The 20,128-nt window shown below is 48.6% G+C and carries 13 protein-coding genes and 1 tRNA gene; 10 read left to right on the top strand and 4 right to left on the bottom strand.

Translation table 11 applies throughout. From position 1 onward, the window contains the following. Nucleotides 1–17: 17 nt before the first annotated feature. The 4 genes from glmM to G441_RS0103765 all read left to right on the top strand — a co-directional run bounded on the left by glmM (nt 18) and on the right by G441_RS0103765 (nt 2,680). The gene (gene glmM, locus G441_RS0103780) at nt 18–1,361 is read left to right on the top strand and encodes a phosphoglucosamine mutase (protein ID WP_026375119.1); all 1,344 of its coding nucleotides are present in this window, start codon (nt 18–20) and stop codon (nt 1,359–1,361) included. Between the two features lie 99 nt (nt 1,362–1,460). After that, nucleotides 1,461–2,201, top strand: a complete 741-nt coding sequence (tpiA, locus tag G441_RS0103775) for a triose-phosphate isomerase (protein ID WP_026375118.1) — start codon at nt 1,461–1,463, stop codon at nt 2,199–2,201. 12 nt (nt 2,202–2,213) lie between these two features. After that, complete coding sequence (gene secG / locus G441_RS0103770; RefSeq protein WP_026375117.1) at nt 2,214–2,576, top strand: preprotein translocase subunit SecG; 363 nt, start codon at nt 2,214–2,216, stop codon at nt 2,574–2,576. Nucleotides 2,577–2,594: 18 nt separating this feature from the next. Then, a tRNA-Leu gene (locus G441_RS0103765) sits at nt 2,595–2,680 on the top strand. Between the two features lie 114 nt (nt 2,681–2,794). Here G441_RS0103765 and G441_RS17820 read toward each other — a convergent pair. After that, a complete protein-coding gene (locus G441_RS17820; RefSeq protein WP_084407259.1) occupies nt 2,795–6,163 on the bottom strand; it encodes a S8 family serine peptidase in 3,369 nt (1,122 codons plus the stop codon). Between the two features lie 269 nt (nt 6,164–6,432). After that, on the bottom strand, nt 6,433–7,626 hold the full coding sequence (locus G441_RS0103755; RefSeq protein ID WP_026375116.1) for an HD-GYP domain-containing protein: 1,194 nt from the start codon (nt 7,624–7,626) through the stop codon (nt 6,433–6,435). A gap of 228 nt (nt 7,627–7,854) precedes the next feature. Between G441_RS0103755 and G441_RS0103750 the strand changes: the two genes are divergently transcribed. After that, complete coding sequence (locus tag G441_RS0103750) at nt 7,855–8,586, top strand: sulfite exporter TauE/SafE family protein (RefSeq protein ID WP_026375115.1); 732 nt, start codon at nt 7,855–7,857, stop codon at nt 8,584–8,586. 137 nt (nt 8,587–8,723) lie between these two features. Then, entirely contained in the window at nt 8,724–10,835 is a 2,112-nt protein-coding gene (gene pnp / locus G441_RS0103745) for a polyribonucleotide nucleotidyltransferase (protein WP_026375114.1), read from the top strand. 52 nt (nt 10,836–10,887) lie between these two features. Here the strand turns inward: pnp and G441_RS0103740 are convergent, their stop codons facing one another. Continuing rightward, entirely contained in the window at nt 10,888–11,289 is a 402-nt protein-coding gene (locus G441_RS0103740; protein WP_034474210.1) for a cytidine deaminase, read from the bottom strand. Nucleotides 11,290–11,472: 183 nt separating this feature from the next. On the opposite strand from G441_RS0103740, the gene nlpI reads away from it, so the two are divergent. The 3 genes from nlpI to G441_RS17815 all read left to right on the top strand — a co-directional run bounded on the left by nlpI (nt 11,473) and on the right by G441_RS17815 (nt 15,748). Continuing rightward, entirely contained in the window at nt 11,473–12,384 is a 912-nt protein-coding gene (gene nlpI, locus G441_RS0103735) for a lipoprotein NlpI (RefSeq protein ID WP_026375112.1), read from the top strand. A gap of 32 nt (nt 12,385–12,416) precedes the next feature. Beyond that, the gene (locus G441_RS0103730) at nt 12,417–14,003 is read left to right on the top strand and encodes a tetratricopeptide repeat protein (protein WP_026375111.1); all 1,587 of its coding nucleotides are present in this window, start codon (nt 12,417–12,419) and stop codon (nt 14,001–14,003) included. 68 nt (nt 14,004–14,071) lie between these two features. Next, complete coding sequence (locus G441_RS17815; RefSeq protein ID WP_051275303.1) at nt 14,072–15,748, top strand: putative bifunctional diguanylate cyclase/phosphodiesterase; 1,677 nt, start codon at nt 14,072–14,074, stop codon at nt 15,746–15,748. On the opposite strand, the gene cysZ is transcribed toward G441_RS17815, so the two are convergent. After that, nucleotides 15,745–16,485, bottom strand: coding sequence for a sulfate transporter CysZ (cysZ, locus tag G441_RS0103720; RefSeq protein ID WP_084407258.1), 741 nt, complete (start codon nt 16,483–16,485; stop codon nt 15,745–15,747). The two genes, G441_RS17815 and cysZ, sit on opposite strands and share 4 nt — an antisense overlap. A 163-nt stretch (nt 16,486–16,648) precedes the next feature. On the opposite strand from cysZ, the gene smc reads away from it, so the two are divergent. Beyond that, entirely contained in the window at nt 16,649–20,125 is a 3,477-nt protein-coding gene (smc, locus tag G441_RS0103715; RefSeq protein ID WP_026375109.1) for a chromosome segregation protein SMC, read from the top strand. Nucleotides 20,126–20,128: the final 3 nt, after the last annotated feature.

The raw sequence follows: 20,128 nt of genomic DNA, 5'->3' as shown, positions 1-20,128 counted from the left end.
ATAACCAGGTAAGATTCATGGCAGAACGCAAGTATTTTGGAACAGATGGGATCCGCGGCAAAGTCGGGGAAAGCGCAATTAACCCTGAGTTTGTAACTAAACTGGGATGGGCGGCTGGCAAGGTATTGGCCGGGCAGGGTACAAATAAAGTGCTGATTGGTAAAGACACCCGTATATCAGGTTATATGCTTGAGTCAGCGCTGGAGGCGGGTCTCTCTGCTGCGGGTCTGAATATTGGTCTGCTTGGCCCTATGCCAACACCCGCAATAGCCTATCTCACCAAGACATTCCGGTCTGAAGCAGGGATTGTTATCAGTGCCTCGCATAATCCGTATTATGACAACGGTATCAAATTCTTCTCATCTGACGGCTTTAAATTGGATGATGATATTGAACTTGCCATCGAAGCGATGATGGACAAGCCCATGACCTGTGTGGCGTCAGATAAACTTGGTAAGGCGACCCGTATTGAGGATGCCGCCGGACGCTACATTGAGTTTTGTAAAGGTACGTTCCCCTCAGAGCTTTCTCTGACCGGTATTAAGATAGTGGTCGACTGTGCTCACGGTGCAACTTACCACATTGCACCAAACGTACTCAGTGAATTGGGTGCTGAGGTGATTCAGATTGGCACCACCCCTAATGGTTTGAACATCAATCATCAAGTTGGTGCGACATCAATGAAAGCGACCGTGGACGCGGTATTTGAGAACAATGCTGACTTGGGCTTTGCACTCGATGGCGATGGCGATCGCATTATGATGGTCGATCACAAAGGCAACGTCATCGATGGTGACCAGATTATTTACATAATCGCACGGGATGCGCTGCGCTCGGGTCGTTTGCATGGTGCGGGCGTGGTCGGTACCTTAATGAGTAATTTGGGGCTTGAAGTCGCGTTGACAGAGCTGGGTATTCCATTTGCGAGAAGTAAAGTGGGTGATCGGTATGTAATGGAACTATTGCAGCAAAAAGGCTGGCATATCGGCGGAGAAAACTCGGGGCACGTGTTGAATTTGACTACCGCCTCAACCGGGGATGGTATTATCGCCGGCCTGCAAGTCATTACATCAATGCTGCGCACAGGAAGAAGCCTGCACGACCTGTGTAAAGGCATGGATAAATATCCGCAAACACTGATCAATGTGCGATTCAGTGAAGGCGAAGATCCTGTCACTCATCAGATGGTAATTGATGCGGTAAAAGAAGCAGAACACGCGTTGGGCCAAGAGGGCAGAGTTTTACTTAGAAAGAGTGGTACAGAGCCTGTCATTCGGGTAATGGTTGAGGCGTTTGAGCATGACCATTCGAAGAGCTGGGCCGAACATATTGCTGATGCTGTGCGTAAAATCACCGGTTAGTGCATGACAGTGGTAAAAATCTTCGGGCCCCACTTGTATATTAGTAGTGGGTTAGTTAATATCTCGCCCGCTTTTTGGCCGGGCTAAGGACGTACAACCGTGCAAACGACAAGGCGCCCGTTTGTGGCAGGCAACTGGAAGATGAATGGCTCTAAGCAGCTGGTATCTGACGTGCAAAAGGCATTGGATGCAGCAGGCATAGCAGAATGCGATTGCGTGGTATGCCCACCGTATCCTTTCATCGCCGGTTTTACTGATCTTGCGAACGTTGGTGTGCAAAACGTCAGCGCGCTCGATAATGGTGCTCACACCGGAGAAGTGTCAGCGCAGATGGTTGCAGAGCTAGGTGTCCGTTATGCGATTATCGGTCATTCGGAACGCCGGGCAGATAATCACGAAAGTAATGACATTGTCGCACACAAAGTGCACAAAGCATTACAGTTGGGTTTAACGCCCATCCTATGTGTTGGAGAGTCTTTGCAAACCCGCGAGAGCGGCAAGTTGTACGAGTTTATCGCTGAACAGCTTGATGCGGTTATTAGGCTTACTGGTATCGAGCAGTTTGCTAAAATCGTTGTGGCGTACGAGCCTATCTGGGCAATTGGAACAGGCAAGACTGCCAGTCCGCAGCAAGCTCAGGACGTACACGCGTTTATTCGCGGCCATCTGGCTCGGCAAAATGCGGAGATTGCTGAAAGCATCAGAATTATTTACGGCGGCAGCGTTAAAGCCGCCAATGCGAAAGAATTGTTTAGTCAGCCAGACGTAGATGGCGGGCTTATTGGCGGAGCAAGTTTAGATCCGCAGGAATTTATAAAAATTTGCCAAGCGGCAAATTAATCGAGGCAAAACATGTTATACGAAGTGCTGATTGTTGCTTATCTGATTGTTGCACTGTTGCTGATTGGCTTTGTGTTGATCCAGCAGGGCAAAGGCGCAGATATGGGTGCATCTTTTGGTGGCGGCGGTGCGAACACCGTGTTTGGTTCAACTGGCTCTGGTAATTTTATGACCAGAACAACGGCTATATTGGCGACGCTGTTCTTCTTAATCAGCCTGATTCTAGGTAATTTGGCCGCTGATAAAGAAAAAGCGCCTGACCAGTGGGAAAACCTCGGCGCACCAGCACAGTCACAGCAGTCTCCAGCAGTCGTACCAGCGGATCCTGATGTGCCTGCGACTGAAGACAAACCAGACACTGATGTTCCGAACTAAAGGAACAGATAAAAATACGCGGAAGTGGTGGAATTGGTAGACACGCTATCTTGAGGGGGTAGTGAGCTATGCTCGTGCGGGTTCAAGTCCCGCTTTCCGCACCAAATAAAAAAGGCCTTGCTTGTAGAGCAGGGCCTTTTTTAGTAGTAATTAGCGACTAACAACGTTACCTAGAAAGATGCCGTCACCTTATTTTGCCAATAGGGTGTCAGCGGCACTTATTGTTTAGTGCACTCAGTTCGTGCAGAAGCTTTCTCAGTAAAGCCGCTATAATTTAACTCAGCTTCATTTACCTTCACGTTGTCATGTTTATTTCGGCAACGTGTTATCGTCGCATCAAAGGTCAATTCTGCTGACCCAGGTGCAATTTTTATTACACCAAGATCTTGCCATGATTGAGGAGCTGCTCCATTTCCATAGGCATAATATGAATGGCCCTTCGTACCAGTTTTATCTTCGACCCCAACAACCAGCTCGCCAGGTATGTGCGACACATCTCCATAGGCAAACCAAATGTCGTGCGAAGCATAATCGAACCACACTTGGAAACTGACAGTTTGACCACCAGAATTCTTGATTGCGACATTTTCAAATTCTAGAACTAATAGACGGCCATCGTTAGAAGCAGCAATATAGCGATTACCACTTTCACATAAATTCAAATCAGTCCAGAATGGCGCAAGAAGGTTGTTAATAGCTGATTGGTTAGGTAATTCTTCAGGCGTCGGTGGAGTAGCATAGCCACTCTGAGTGCCCATCTCGACGGTGCCATTAGCTGACCAGATAATATTGCTGTAGTAATCCCCCATATAATTAAATGGCCTAGGAAGCCATACCAGCCAACCTCCATTGTCACAAGTGGGTATTTCACTAGGTCTTGGTGGTATGCCAAAATTCTTCATTGGCAAGTATCCGATTCCAGAATTAATGAGAGCTATGTTCATGTCCTGAGGTAGAAGCTCTACTTCCCATTCTACGGTCGAATCAGTCACAGAAATGGGTGAATTCTCTACACCATTTTTAATGGTCGTGCTTATTGATTGCGTGTCTATTGCAACCCCGTCAGGCATATAATCCACTAAATGTAATGGCCCACCAATTTGCCACGGGTAAGAGAATTCTATGGTATAGGTTAGCGATTCACCCTCTTTCGCTACTGGTTTGTCTACGTGTTTTGTTAACACTAAACTGGTAGTGTCTACTTTTTTAACAGCCACAGGGAGGCGTAAATCAACCAAATTAGCAGCCATTGGCTCCAGTTTCAGTTCTGCAAAATGCCAGCCTGGCGACGCGTTAGCCACCTCAGCTGTTACCGTAACTGTGGCTGACTCTCCCGGAGCCAGAGTAATTTCCTTAGGAGATATATTTAGTGTCAAACCCGATGCTTTACCATTTATACGCCAGGTGGCTGACTTTGAGTGATAGTTAGTAAATGTTCTCTCCCAACTACAAGAGCTAAAGCAAAAACTGTTCTGCATGCTAGCGATATTGAGAGAAGAAGGGGCTCCGCCAAGTGCAGGATCTGCGGCAGCGAAGTTTTCGGGTGTTTCATTCAAAAGGAGTCCCGATTTCAAGGCGCGGTCCAGGCGTATTCGACCGGCACCGACATCAAACGGGTCGGTTGGTGTGATGCCGTCTTCTTTGTACATCTTATTGTGCTGCGCAGTCATCATCAGCGCAGACTTTATTTGATAAGGTGTCCAGCCGGTCAAAACAGATAACAGTGCACCACTACCAGCATTATGTGGGCTACTCATCGATGTCCCAGAGTAAAAATCAAATTCGCCCGCTCCTCCATCCTGGTTGTTAATAGCAGCAAGAATCCCGACACCAGGCCCACCAATGTCAGGTTTAACAATATCAGCCGACCAGTTTGGTCCACGGGAACTAAACGATGCCATGATATCACCATTACTGCGCTTGCGACTGACCTCATAACCACTGATGCTTGCCATTGGGGTTGTCACATTACTTAGCCAGTCTTTAAGAGAGACTCCATCGCTATAACCAATATGTACAGCAGGTAGGAAGTGTCCGTCGAAGGACGTTGAGTCTCCATTACTTGCCTCATTGGCCAGAACGAGACCTTCAGCATCACCAGCTAGTACGTTCGCACCTTTATCTACTCGTGCAATGGTGCCGCGGTCGCAAACCACTATCTTGCCGCTGAAGTGACCAGGGGGGAAGGGGGCAAGACACTGCTCAGGTTGTACATCATTTTGACTGCCATTTGCTGTAGGATAATCGCCAGCATAAACAATGGGTAAGGGGCCGACGCCATCAGTAAAACCCGTTCCTGTAATATCTGGTAATGTACCATTGTCGCTGCTAAGGTCGGTTAGGTGATTGTCAATTCTACGGTTATGAGTCATCGCTGCTGTTGTACTGACCCAAGGGGAATTATGATTGGTCGAGTACTGACCCGGTCCAGAGTTTCCCGCGGATGCTGCGACGTAAATTCCTACAGCGGTTGCAGATAAAAAGGCTGTTTCAATAAAATCACCGTAAGCAAAATAACCTCCTGAAATAGAGTAATTTAGCGCATGGATACCACCGGGAATATTTGCATCATCGATTACAGCCTGTTCAATGGCTGCAAGTAAAGCATAGGATGGACATCTACTTATACACACATCATAGGCAATAATATTGGCTCGCGGGGCAACACCTGAAATGTCTGCTGTAAACTCAGCAGTCGCTGCCGACGCTCTTGCCGCATAAATAACATTTCCTGCTGCAGTTGATGCAGTATGAGAACCATGTCCGTCGCTATCTTCAGGGCTTGTTGGATCGCCGACTGAGTTAACTAAGTTCCATGCACCAATCAGCTTATCGTTACAAAACGAAGGATCGACAACATCACAGTGGCTGCCAGGCACATAATTACCACTGCCCAGAGGGTTTTCGTGATTATAGCCATCATCAGCAACATCGGCGAAGGACGGATGGTCGCTATTGATACCTGTGTCGAGAATGGCAATAACCGCGCCTTCTCCCATACTTTCGCCAAAACTATTGTCGCCTTGCCATATACTCGGTGCACCAATCCATGCAGGGCCTTGGTCGGTAAGTAAATCGAATTCGATGGATTCTTCAATACGTTTTACACCGGATAACGTTTTGATGATGGCTGCTTCATTGGAATCAATCCTCACCGCCACACCGTTGAATGCGTGATAATACTCAATCTGCGGCTTAATTTGCCTCGCTAGCGTGAGCTGGATAGATTCCATTACCTGGCGATGCTGCGCTTCCAAAGATGCAACGTAACGCTTTGTATGGTTAGCCTGTAATGCCAGCTTTTTATCTACTGAGGCATCAGGCGCAGTGGCGCTGAAATGCTCATTGCCTTTGAATAATGCGACTGGTGTTGCTTCAAATTCGATAATATAAGTGCGTCGTTCTAATGAAGACTTAAACGGTGACGGATTGCCTGTGGATTCTGCTAAAGGGGTCTCTGTCATTACAGGTTTAAAATTATGTAACTCAGTTGCGCTAGCGATGCTCGCAGTCATGAAAATTGAGGTGACAAGTGTGACAAATTGGGACGCACATGTCGTTCGTTCGCATATACGGTGAAAAATCATGGTGATTTCCTTCCTGGGCGATGTTCGGCCGGTGAAACCTTGGTAAATCACTCTTAAGTATTTCGTTCTTCACCTTGACGGGCAAAAAAACACCAAACAACGAGTATCCATAATGGTCGATGGTCGCAGTTATTATTTATATGTCCTTAGACGTTTTCTCTTATGAAAGAGCAACGTAAGCATAGTGTTATACTTTATATTTCGCTAAATTGTGGCAATGCATTCAGAGTGTATTGTGAAGTTTACAAATATATTTCGTTCAGTAAGCCTTACTGCATCACCGACCTTTCAAAAAACGCCCGGGTATCAATATTGTACTCGCTGGCCATGACAGGCCGTTCAATTTTCAATGTGCTTTCAGTCTTTAAATCGATGTCTTTACTCTCCAGGTAATGACGGTGCTTGGCAGAATAAAAGACCCTAACTTTTGGCTTGGTAGGTTGCTCTTCATGTTGTTGCAAGACGATCGCAATGCGCTCATTGGAAAGCATAACTAAACTGCCTACAGGGTAAATGCCGACGCACTTAATGAATTTCTTCACCAGGTATTCGTCGTATTTGTGTGGGCAATCCTGCAATAGGATTTGTAACGCTTTTTGGGACGACATCCCCGGCTTGTACACTCTATCTGCAGTCAATGCGTCATAGACATCCACAATGGCAATCATGCGCCCCTGAAGACTTATCTCATCTGCAGATTTGCCAGCTGGATACCCTTTTCCATCAAGGCGTTCATGGTGCTCAGAGACAGTTTGTATCAGGCCCGGATCAATGCCAATTTCGTGCAATACGTCCACCCCGTAATCGACATGCAGTTTCATGATGGCCATTTCTTCATCCGTTAGACGGCCAGGTTTGTGCAAGATCTCATCGGGCACTTTTATCTTACCCAGGTCGTGCACAAAGCCGGCATAGGCCAGTTCATCAATGTCGTCATTGTCCATGCCAAACTCTCGCCCAAAATGAGCTAGCAAGATTGACACGTTCAGGGAGTGTTCGAGCAGATATTCATCTTTCTCGCGAATTTTCGTCATACACAACAGTGCATTCGGATTCCGATTGATTGAATTTACGATTTGGCTACAGAAATCTTTCGGAACATGCTTATCGAAAAACGAATTTTGCTTTACAGATTCAAGCAGCGTTTGCTGGATTAATTTTCCCTCATCATGAAGTTGGCAGGCCCTATTTATTTCTGCGCTAAAAGAGGTGCGAGTATGTACTTTTCTGGCTGCGTTGTCTTTTTCCTTAGGCCTCTCGTTATCGGTAACATGCCGGGATTTGCTTAAATCAATGACTAGCGTCTGAACGCCTTTTTTCTTGAGAGTCGAAATCGCGTCACGTTTCAGCACACGGCCTCGCGCCTTGATGGATATCTCACTCTTGTATTCAGCGATCTCATACACGTACATGCCGATTTGAAGCTCATCGATTGACACCGTTTTTAGAGAAGGTGAGGTCATATCGGGCAGTGAGTCCTTTATATAAACAAAAGAAGCTTTTACTCAGTGTAGGTGATTTTAGCCGCTAAGGAGACAGACTTTTATCGTGTTAGTTGTACGGCATTTTGCGATGTCCGAATTACATGAATTACTATCGCTAAATGGGAATTATCCCAGATGTTATGCACGGCTGAAAGCAGATAATTGTGCTAACCTGCGGGGCACCATCTGGTTAATTAATTATTCCTTGTGCATTTTGATGTCCTTTTCTGGCTATTAGCCATTACCGCTATACTTGTCACCGGCGTCTCCAAATCGGGCTTCGGCGGAGCGATTGGTGCTGTTGCCGTACCCTTAATGTCATTAAGTATTTCTCCTGTCATCGCGGCGGCGATTATGTTGCCGCTTCTGATCGTGATGGATGTGCTTAGTGTCAAAGCGTGGTGGGGGAAATGGCACTGGCAGCACCTGAAAATTCTTATTCCTGGTTCAGCATTAGGTGTAATTGCCGGTTATCTGATGTTCGATTACTGGAATGCCGACCTGATTAGAAACGGGCTTGGCATCATGTGCTTGCTATTTGCGCTTAACGGCTTGCTGCTAAAAGAGCTGACCCTGCGCAAAGGGCTCAAAGCTATCGGCCTTTGCTGCTCCGCTACCGCAGGCTTAACCAGTTTTGTTGCCCACGCCGGCGGACCACCACTAAGTATCTATTTGTTATCTGTGGGGCTAAGTAAGCAGGCCTTTGTGGCTACTGCAGCGATGTTTTTTGCCGCAGTTAACCTGTTTAAGCTTATTTCCTATATCGCACTTGACCTGCTCAACCTGCAGTTTCTGCTGGTCTCAGCGATGCTGCTGCCAGTAGCCTATGTGGGGATCAGACTCGGCGTCTGGCTGCAGGCTCGAATTAACCGTGACACATTCTTTAAGTGTGTTTATGTGTTTCTGATTGTGCTTGGGATTCGCCTGATAATGGCCTGACCAGGGCAATAGCCGGGATGAGTTGAAATGGTCGCGGAGCGAAACATAAAATTCACTGTCGCTTCAACACTATCGCCGCTATACTATGCGCCGCGTTTAAAAGCGAAAGAAAAATACAGTAAATTAAAGGATATAGAGTGACTCCTATTACAAAGACATTTCAGTATGGACAGCATACTGTAACTCTCGAAACGGGTGTAATCGCCCGTCAAGCGACCGCCGCCGTAATGGCTAGCATGGACGATACCTGCGTACTGGTAACAGTGGTAGGTAAAAAAGAAGCAAAACCTGATCAGGATTTCTTTCCTTTGACGGTTAACTATCAGGAAAAAACCTATGCTGCGGGTAAAATCCCAGGCGGTTTTTTCAAGCGAGAAGGGCGACCTTCTGAGAACGAAACCCTGATTGCCCGTCTTATTGACCGTCCTATCCGTCCATTATTCCCGGAAGGCTTCAAGAATGAAGTTCAGGTCGTGATCACTGTGGTATCAGCTAATCCTGATATCCCCACTGACATTGTTTCATTGATCGGCACCTCAGCCGCACTAGCTATCTCTGGTATTCCGTTTAACGGACCTATCGGTGCAGCGCGCGTAGGCTACAAGGATGGTCAATACATTCTCAATACTCGCACCAGCGAAATGCCTGAAAGCCAGCTAGACCTGGTTGTTGCAGGTACTGAATCTGCGGTACTGATGGTGGAATCAGAAGCCGATATCCTGTCTGAAGAAGTGATGTTGGGCGCCGTTGTTTACGGACACGAGCAGTCTCAGGCTGTGGTTAATGCGGTGAATGAATTCGCTGCTGAAGTTGGTACTGAAAAGTGGGACTGGCAACCAGAAGCGGAAAACACTGAACTGAAAGACAAAATCAAAGCATTGGCTGAAGCTGGCATGACAGAGGCTTATCAAATCTCTGACAAAATGGCCCGTAAAGACGCGGTTACCGCCGTGACTGAAAAAGCCATTGCAGCGCTGTTGGAAGAAAATCCAGAACTGGATACCAAAGAAGCGTCAGATCTGCTGCATGACTTGGAAAGCGACGTTGTACGCTCACGCATTCTGGCCGGGCAGCCGCGCATTGACGGTCGTGATCCTGAAATGATCCGTGCACTGGATGTGGCCACTGGCGTATTACCTCGCACCCATGGTTCAGCCTTGTTTACACGTGGTGAGACACAGGCATTGGTTGCCGCGACGCTGGGCACTGAGCGCGACGCACAGATGATTGATGAGCTTGGCGGTCTGACTAACAGCCGTTTCATGCTGCACTACAACTTCCCTCCATACTGTGTGGGTGAAACCGGCATGATTGGCTCACCGAAGCGTCGTGAAATTGGTCACGGACGTCTAGCCAAACGCGGTATTCAGGCGGTTATGCCTTCTGAAGAAGATTTCCCGTACGTGGTACGTGTAGTATCTGAAATTACCGAATCTAATGGCTCATCTTCAATGGCGTCCGTATGTGGTACGTCACTGGCACTGATGGACGCTGGCGTGCCGATTAAAGCATCTGTTGCGGGTATCGCCATGGGGCTGGTGAAAAGTGATGATAACTTCGTGGTATTGTCAGACATTCTGGGTGACGAAGACCACCTGGGCGACATGGACTTTAAAGTCGCAGGTACCTCTGAAGGTGTGACCGCACTGCAAATGGATATCAAAATTGAAGGTATCACCAAAGAGATCATGCAGATCGCGCTTAAGCAGGCCAAAGAAGCCCGCTTGCACATTTTGGGCGTGATGGACCAGGCAATCAGCGGTCACCGCGAAGAGATGTCTGAGTTTGCACCACGTATTTACACGCTGAAGATTGATCAGGACAAGATCCGCGACGTCATCGGTAAAGGTGGTGCGATGATCCGCTCGATTACTGAAGCATCTGACACCAACATCGAAATTGAAGATGACGGTACAATCAAGATCTTTGCCACTGAGCGTGCGAAAGCTGAAATTGCGATAGGCAAGATTGAGCAGGTTACGGCAGAGATTGAAGTCGGTAAGGTATATCACGGTAAAGTGACCCGTATCGTCGATTTCGGTGCGTTTGTTGAAGTATTGCCTGGCAAAGAAGGCCTGGTACATATTTCACAAATCGCCCACGAGCGCGTAAATAAGGTGACAGACTATCTGTCTGAAGGCCAGATGGTTGACGTGAAAGTGATGGAGATTGATCGCCAGAACCGCGTGCGTCTGAGCATCAAAGAACTTCTTGAAAAGCCTAAAGCTGAAGAGCCTCAGGGCGAATAATCGCTGGCGATAAACGTTAAAAGGGAGCAACTGCTCCCTTTTTTATTGCCAGTTACAGTGTGAACGCAAAGGGTAAAAGTTCTTCTACACTCACGGTACGCGTCTTACCTTTTTGGTTAAGTAACTCTACAACCGTATCAGGGCCTGCGAATTCCTTGATCTTTTGTCGACAGCCACCGCAGGGATAGCAGAAGTCGTCATTGGGACTGGCGATGACGATATGTTTTATAGAATTACCTCCGCCGGTGACCATGTTGCCAATCGCCGTTGCCTCAGCGCACTGTCCGAGAGGGTAAGCGACATTTTCGACATTACAACCGGCACTTATTTCGCCATTATCGGCGAGGATAGCTGCGCCAACGTGAAAACCGGAATAGGGTGCGTAAGCGTGCAGTTGTGCTTGCACTGCTCGGTCGAGCAAGGCGTCGCGAACGGATTGTGAAGATGTTGTCATACTAAAATAGCGTAGCTAATGGGCGCATAGTTATACGTAACCATGCTGCAACTGGCAAGTCTGTCAGGTCGATTTCCTTTACATTTACATGTAAATACGCCACCCTTGCCTGTCGCTGGTCAGTGCCATAGCGGCGCAGATTTAGATGAAGAAATTTACCTATTATCGACTCAACGAAGTGACATGGATTCATTGAATACAGTATCTCGCATTTGTCTGTTGCTCTTTCTATCGTGTTTGTTGGGCGCGTGTACGAGCTCTCAGCGGGCCACCGAGTCAGCTAGCCAGATGGGCAACTTACTGCTCGCTGAACCCGTCCCCATGAGCCCGCGCTCACAACTTGCGATTGCCCGATACAACCACATCCTTGCGCAGGCACCGTTGAGCAACGAGGAGCGTGCCGAACTGATTTATCAACGTGGCATGCTCTACGACAGTGTAGGGCTCTCTGCACTGGCGCAGTTTGATTTCGACCAGGCGATTAAACTCAAACCCGATATGGCTGAGGCTTATAATTCGCTGGGTATTCATTACACGCAGCAAATGGAGTTCATTCTTGCTTACGAAGCATTTGATTCGAGCCTTGATATAAACCCTGACTATGAATTCGCGTTTCTTAACCGTGGTATTGCACTTTACTACGGAGGTCGGCCGGATCTGGCAATCAACGACTTTTCGGAATTCAAACAGCTTGATGAACGTGATCCGTATCGCGTCATCTGGCAATACATCGCACAGCGCGAAGTCAATGAAGCTGATGCATTAATCGCCCTGGCTGATAGTCGTCGAGATCTTGATCCTAATAACTGGGCAATCAGCTTGGTTGACCTCTACCTTGGCAAAATTACTGAAAATCAGCTGCTGAATTCGCTGTTGGAAGGCGTCAGTAATCAACGCCAGCTCACCGATAGGTTGTGTGAAGCGTATTTCTATCTGGGTAAATATAACAGTGCATTGGGACATCAGGGAATTGCGGCTAACTATTTTAAGTTGGCAATCAGCACTAACGTGTTTGAATTTGTCGAGCATCGCTACGCGCGTCTGGAACTCGATCTGCTCCGTGAAGAAGCAAGAGAGCAGAAGCGGGTCCAATAACAATGGGTGCGTTCAACCTACTTTATGCGTAAATGAAACTGCTCACTCTGATCCTTTGTTGCCTGGTTGCTATTGGCGTGAGCAGTTCAGACTGCCGCTCGGTCGATAGATTGCTGGCGCACGCACAATCGCATTCTTTTCCGGCCCCACTGCTTTATCGCGCAGTAGAGCAGGGTAGCCACACTGCCTTACAGCAACTTACTGAGTGGGCAATCGACAGTGATACTGAGCATTGGTTGCAGCTCGCCGCCGATTCCGGAAGTTCGGAGGCACAGCATCACCTGGCGCTTGTTTCTACCAATCTGGCGCAGCAGCGCCAGTTGTTTATGGCGCCCGCTAATGCAGGGCATGCACCCAGTCAGCATGAGCTTGCGCTGCTATCTACTAACAGCGAAGTACGCGAGTACTGGCTGACCAAATCAGCACAGCAGAATTATCAACCAGCGGTTGTGTCATTGGCAAATTGGTTATTACTGAATAATCGCAGCGGTGAAGCAAAGCAATGGCTGGAGCAGGCAGCGAACTTTGACGCAGCAAGTGCCATGACGCTGGTTAGCCAGCGCTGGCGGGAACGGCGCTATGATGAGGCAATGCGTGCATTAGAGTCTGCCATTGCGCTTGGCTCTGATGAGGGCAATGAAACCCGTCAACTTATTGAAAGATTCTGGCAGCGACCAGTAAGCCGCATTGCGCCCGCCAATGCCAACTGCACGATGAAAATTCAACCGGTGGTGACCAACCTCAGTGGCATTGCTCAGGCGGTTCGCTTTATTACTCAATTTGCAAGTGATGAGCGGGTTAACGCACTGCCAATTTGTTTGGGACAGCCTGTCTGGCAAGAGGCGGACTACGGCTGTGATGCAAACTTTGCCGGAGGGCGGCGTCTTGGATGCTCTCCCGCCAAGCTGGCGGAAATCGTAGAGCAAAGTGCGGCGACGCATATCGTCATGTTTGCCGAACACGGTAAAGCCAATGTACACAATGGCATCATGTATCTCGATCAGTCCGATACCTACGATGTGTTTATCCATGAACTGGCACATTTTGTCGGATTTGCAGATGAGTACCCGATATCTGGTGAACTTGCCGCTTCGCTATGTAGACGTCAGGACATTCCTAATTTGGTATTTATGCCTTCAGTGCAAAAGCGTAGGGAAGCTGCAATTCAAGAAGTATTGCAGGATGTGCCCGCTTATGCGCATCAGTTTGTTCGTCAGGCGATTGAGGATGGGCAGGTTGATATCCTGGAAGACGCCCCGCTTATTCCTCCAGCTGCGAAAAAATGGTCAGGTTTGCCATTCTCGGTGTCGGTGTCGAAAGCCAGAACCTGCAATAATGATGACGCTCAGGCGTTTAAGCCGGTCTCTGAAATTACTTTTCTGGAACATCACGACAGTGGTGTTATTCCCCCATTTTATCGGTATTTATGGGAACAAAGACTGCAGGACCCGAGGGCTACCGTTCCGGTTTATGTCAACCTGGCGCAGTACTTTGAATCGGTAGGCGATAATCAATCGGCAACGTTATGGTGGCAGCGTTATCAGGCGTTTCGAACACCGAAGCTCGAGCCGCAAGAAAATACAGCAGTTGCAATTCAAGGGCACATTGATTACAACTGACTACATACTAATAATAAGACGGGCTGGCATGGAAGCTGAGCGTCTGCATAACCTCTGAGAGAAGGTTGATGCCAACAAGCACAGCACGATTCGCCGATTTCGAGACCGCGTTTTCCTTTTTGGGAGAGCCCATTGTGGCTATTGCCCCAGATGCACGTATTGTCTTCGTCAATCCAGCCTTTATCACCGCATTTGGTGGAGAGGCCGACGCACTGCGCGGCCGTCACCTTAATCATATTCTGGCTGATAAAAACGATAACTATGCGGTAAATGCGGTGCTGGCGCACCTTGCAGAGTTTGGCCGTTGGAACGGCAGTCTGTGGTTTAATGGCTCAGAGCCCGATGCAGATGCCGTGATGCGTCAGGTGGACATTGATTCGGTGCATACAGATGCCAGTACCGTGCGCTACCTAATCCGTATCAACCAGCGCCATATGCAGGATGATTATCAGGCAGCATTGCGAGAAATGGCCTATCAGGACGAACTTACCGGCCTGGCTAACCGCGCCTTATTCAGACAAATTCTGAGTTATGAACTGGCCCAGGCGCAGCGCCAGAAAAACCAGTTTGCCCTGCTTTTTATCGACCTGGACGGATTCAAACAAGTCAATGATAGCTACGGGCATGATGCCGGCGATATGTTGCTTTGTCGTCTGGCCGAACGTATGACATCCAGCCTGCGTAAAAGTGATGTGGTTGCGCGCATGGGCGGCGATGAGTTTGTGGTGATCATGAACAACGTACAGGATTCCGATACTGTTGCCACGGTAGCGGAAAAACTGATCCGCGAAATCCAAAAACCGGTCACGCTAGGGAGCCTGTCACTGGAGGTCGGATGCAGTATTGGCATCAGTATCTACCCGGGGAATGGTGAGTCGGCCGAACAGCTTCTGAACAGCGCTGATGCCGCCATGTTCCGGGCTAAAGCACAGGGTGGCAGCCATTACTTCTATTTTACTGATGCGCTGAATAAAGAGTTGCAGGAAACGCGCGTGCTGGAGCAGGAAATTGCTCAGGGGATCGCAGAAAAACAATTTTCTCCTTATTTTTTGCCTATTTATGACACCGCGTTGGAGACGGTTATTGGCCTTGAATGCCTGGCCAGATGGGAGCACCCGGAGCGCGGTGTACTATCGCCCCTGGCGTTCTTGCCCGTTGCAACCAAAGCGCACCTTATTAATGGCGTGCTTGAGCAGGTGCTGGACAAAGCCTTTGCTCATTATGCAAAGTGGCTAAACACGCTAAGTGTTAAGTTACCCCTTTCCATCAATGTTACCAGCCGACAGTTTTATCAGCAGGACACCTTTGATGTGCTGAATCGCCTGCTGGACAAACATAATCTGGATGCCGACGGATTACGCATCGAAGTAACGGAGAGCACGCTACAGCAAAATGGTGAAGTGCTGCTTGAAAAGCTCGGTGAAACCAAACGAAACGGCCTGAGTATCCATCTCGACGATTTCGGCACCGGCTATTCCTCCCTTAAATCGCTGCAGAACTTGCCCATTAGTGCGATTAAAATTGATCGCTCATTTGTGCGAAATCTGGAGAACAACCCGACGGACCGGCTCATAACCCGCGCCATGATTCAGCTGTCCCACAGTCTCGATATCGAAGTGGTAGCAGAAGGCGTGGAAACGGAAGTGCAAAAAGCCTTTTTGATGGATAATGGCTGCCACCTGATGCAGGGGTTCCTGCTATCTGAACCCGTGGCAGCCGATAAAGTCGCCGCGTTATTCGGCTAAACCTGATGGTGATGCTTTAACTTATCCACCCACATTGCTGTGGCGCCACATACTGCCACCGGCATAACCAAAAAATTAACGATAGGTATCATCGCACAGACGCTGACCATGGTGCCGAAGGCAAAGCTATATGAGCGTTCCTGTCCAAGCGTTTGGCGCATCGCCTTAAACGGAACCTTGTGATTGTCGAATGGATAGTCGCAATATTGGATCGCCATCATCCACGCGCTAAACAGAAACCACAGCACTTGACCGATGATGGGCACGAACAGGAAAAGCAGCAAAAAACCCAGCGCGCGAGGAATATAATACAGTAACTTGGCCAGTTCTCTGGCAAGTAACCGTGGCGTATCTTTGATAATTGCCCAAATGCCTTCATCACCCAGGCTCTGCCCGCTCAAATGTCGCTCGACTTTCTCCGCCAGCAGCCCGTTAAAGGGAGCAGCAATCCAGTTTGCCAGGGTGCCAAATACCAGTGCAAAAATAAGCAAAATGGATATGACCGCTAAAGGCCATAAGAAAAAGCTAATGCCATCTTTAATGAAGCCCAGCCAGTCAGGCACCAGATCAATGACGTACTGAATACCCATTTCAATCTGGCCCAGTAAAAAATAGAACGCGGTAGAGAATAAAATCAGATTGACGAACAGTGGGATCAGCACAAAACGCTTCAATCCTTTGGTGCGGATCAGCTCAAAACCCTGAAAAAAATAATCGATGCCGCTTTTATCAGACATAGTCACCTGTTTTTGTTGTGCGCGAAAAACGTATTACCCGCATTATACGAACCAATACCATGGTTGAAAAACGCCAATTGTTACACTTGATGAGTTTTGATACATTCTGAATAACATAATAATCATAATGTTGGCTTCAAGCCCGCGCTAACCTCAAAGCTGCATGCGCCTTAAACGAATTAAACTGGCTGGATTCAAGTCGTTCGTCGATCCGACCTCGATCCCCTTTCCTGACGATATGACGGCCATCGTGGGGCCTAACGGCTGTGGCAAATCCAATGTCATCGATGCAGTACGCTGGGTGTTGGGCGAAAGTTCCGCTAAAAATTTGCGCGGCGATGCCATGACGGACGTCATCTTTAACGGCTCATCAGCCAGAAAGCCGGTGTCGCAGTGCAGTGTGGAGCTGGTATTTGATAATAGCTCGGGACGGATTCAGGGCGAATATGCCAACTACAACGAACTGTCAGTAAAGCGGGTAGTCACCCGTGATGGACAGTCAAATTACCTTCTCAATAACAGCCGCTGCCGACGCCGTGATGTCACCGACCTGTTTCTTGGTACGGGGTTAGGACCGCGCAGTTACGCGATTATTGAGCAGGGCATGATTTCCCGCCTGATTGAATCCAAACCTCAGGAGTTAAGGGTTTTTATCGAAGAAGCAGCAGGTATATCCAAATACAAGGAGCGCCGTCGCGAAACAGAAAACCGTATAAGACATACCAAAGAAAACCTTGAGCGTCTCGAAGATGTGCGCAGTGAGCTTGGACAGCAACTGGATAAATTACAACGTCAGGCTGCAGCAGCCAGACGATTCAAAGAGCTCAAAGCAGCCGAACGCCAGTTGAAAGGCGAACTGGCTGCCATCAGATGGCTCAAGCATTCAACCCAGATAGAAGCGCTGGAAAACAAACTTGCGCAACAACAGGCTGATATTGATGCCTTTATTGCTAAACAGCGTGGCGATGAGCGTGGCATTACCACTTATCGAGAAAAACAGCAGGATCTCAAACAGCAACTTGATGATCTGCAGCGCCAGTACTTCACGGTAGGCAATGATATTACCCGCCTCGAGCAAAACCAGTTACATGCACGCCAGCGTCGTCAACGTATCGATGCTGAGTTAGATGAATTACAGCAGCGTAAACAGCGCGCGCAGGAGCAGATAGAACATGATGACCTGCTGGAGCAGGAACTCAGGGACAGGTTAGAAACCATCAGACCGGAGCAGGAATTACTGCAGGCGTCACTTGAAGCGGCTCAGATGGCGCTTCAGGAGCACGAAGACATGGCGCAGCGCAACCAGCAGCTGTGGCGTGAGAAAGAGCAGCGCTATAACGACCTCAAACAGCGGGTGCAAACCTGTCATAGCCAAATACAGTCGACCATGAATATGCAGATGCGCACCCAGCAGCGTATCAGTGAACTTGAGCAGGAAAAGAACGAGTTGGAGCACGATCAGCTCAGCGCCCAGCTTGATACTCTGCTGGAACATCAACAACAGGTGCTAGAGCAACAGCAGCAGGCGCAGCAGCATGAACAGGCGTTAATGGCGCAATATAATGCAGCCAACAGCAAACTGGATGAGATGAAACGTGACTGCGCCAGCGATGTTGCCGAACAGCAAAAGCAGCATGCACAGCTTGCTGCACTGGAGAGCGTACAAACGCAATCGGCTGGCAGTTCCCTGGACGATGTGCTGAAAGCGCACAATATTAGCGCTCAACCATTGTGGAAATTACTCCAGTTTGTTTCCGGAAGCGAAGCCTTGTTTGAAGTGGTTTTACAGCATTGGCAACAGTCACTGATGGTTTCTGATGCGTCTGTGATAGATGATGTAAATAGGCTGCCAGAGGGCAGTCAGCTATTATTGGATTGGCAATTTGTCACTCATAAACGGGACAACAGTCTGGCCACTCTTTGCACCAATGACAGCGTACCGGCATTTTTTAATACGGTTTTACTGGCTGAAGATGAGCAGCACGCCGTTAGCCTGCTAGATACGTTACCTGATAATCATAGTGTGTTAGAAAAAAATGGCGTATGGCGTGGCCAGGGCTGGCTGATTAAAGGTGTACGCCAACAGCAAAAGGGACAGTTGCAGCGAGCGACGCAAATAAAGCAGCTGCGTAAGTCACTGCAGCAGCTGGAGAGTGAGATTGAACAGCACAATCAGCTTATCGCGCAGCAGCAGATGGTGACTGAAGAGGCCCATCAGCAGTGGCAGGACAGCCACCAGGCAAGTAAGCATGCTGAACAGGCGGTCACGCAGATCCAGAATAAAGTCAGTTTACTACAGATGCAGGTCGAGCAATCCTCAAGCCGCCAACAACGAATCATGCAGGAGCTTGATAAGCAGCGTGAACGTTTGCATATCGAACAGGAGCAGCTTGAAGATGTCACTGCTCAGGTTGAGGAGCTGGAGATGCAGCTGCTTGAGCAGGAAAGTGAACAACGCCAGCAACATTCAGAGCGTGACGCTGCCCAGCAGCAGCTGATGGAAAAACGCTCACAAGTAGATGCGCTGACGGAGAAAAACCATCAGCTTGCACTGGCGCTGCAATCAACCCAGGCACAGTTTGAAGCCGCCACTGAGGGTGCCCGTCGTCAGCGTCAGCAGCTTGACGAGATAACACAGCGTCAAAAGCAGCTGCGTGAGGAGCTTGAAGAGCTTACCATGCCTTTAGAAGAACAAGCTCAGCAGCTTGAAATATACCTGCAACAGCGGGTGGAACTTGAGGGACAACAAAGCCGTCTAAGCGATGAATTGGCTGATGTGGAAAAATTGCTTAACGATGCACAAAAAGGCCAGCAAAGCGTGCAGGTGCAAATAGAGCAGATGCGTGCAGAACTGGAAGCAACCAGACTGGAAAGTGAGGGCGCTAAAGTCAGGGCCAATGCAGTGCTTGAGCAGCTGCAGGAAAGCGGACAGTCGCTCAAACCGATTTTGGAAACGCTTCCACAGGACAGTGATGAAAAGGACACCCAGCAGCGCCTGGAGAAGACCACGGCGTCTATATCAAGGCTTGGGGCAGTCAACCTGGCCGCAGTTGAGGAGTACGAAATTCAGTCACAGCGTAAACAGCATCTCGATGAGCAAAATCAGGATTTGGTGGCGGCGATGGACACGCTGGAAAGTGCCATCAGAAAAATAGACAAAGAAACTCGCAGTCGCTTCAAAGCCACGTATGATCAGGTTAACGATGATCTTAAGATGTTGTTCCCGAAAGTGTTTGGTGGCGGTGCTGCCTATCTGGAGCTGACGGATGATGACTTACTGGAGACCGGTGTTACCATCATGGCCCGGCCACCTGGTAAGAAAAACAGCACAATCCATCTGTTAAGCGGTGGAGAAAAAGCACTGACCGCATTATCATTAGTGTTTGCGATTTTCAGACTCAACCCAGCGCCGTTTTGCCTGCTTGATGAGGTCGACGCGCCTCTGGATGATGCTAACGTTGGCAGGTTCTGTAAGCTGGTGTCTGAAATGTCGAAATCGGTGCAGTTTATTTACATCACCCACAATAAAATCGCGATGGAAATGGCTTCTCACCTGACCGGCGTGACCATGGCTGAGCCTGGCGTGTCACGCATGGTTGCAGTGGACGTAGAAGAAGCAGTGGCCATTGCGTCAGCATAATAA

Origin of the sequence: Aestuariibacter salexigens DSM 15300, from assembly GCF_000429145.1 — a bacterium.
Taxonomy (GTDB): domain Bacteria; phylum Pseudomonadota; class Gammaproteobacteria; order Enterobacterales; family Alteromonadaceae; genus Aestuariibacter; species Aestuariibacter salexigens.
The sequence above is the reverse complement of the archived record's forward strand: the minus strand, read 5'-3'. Positions and strand labels throughout refer to the sequence as shown.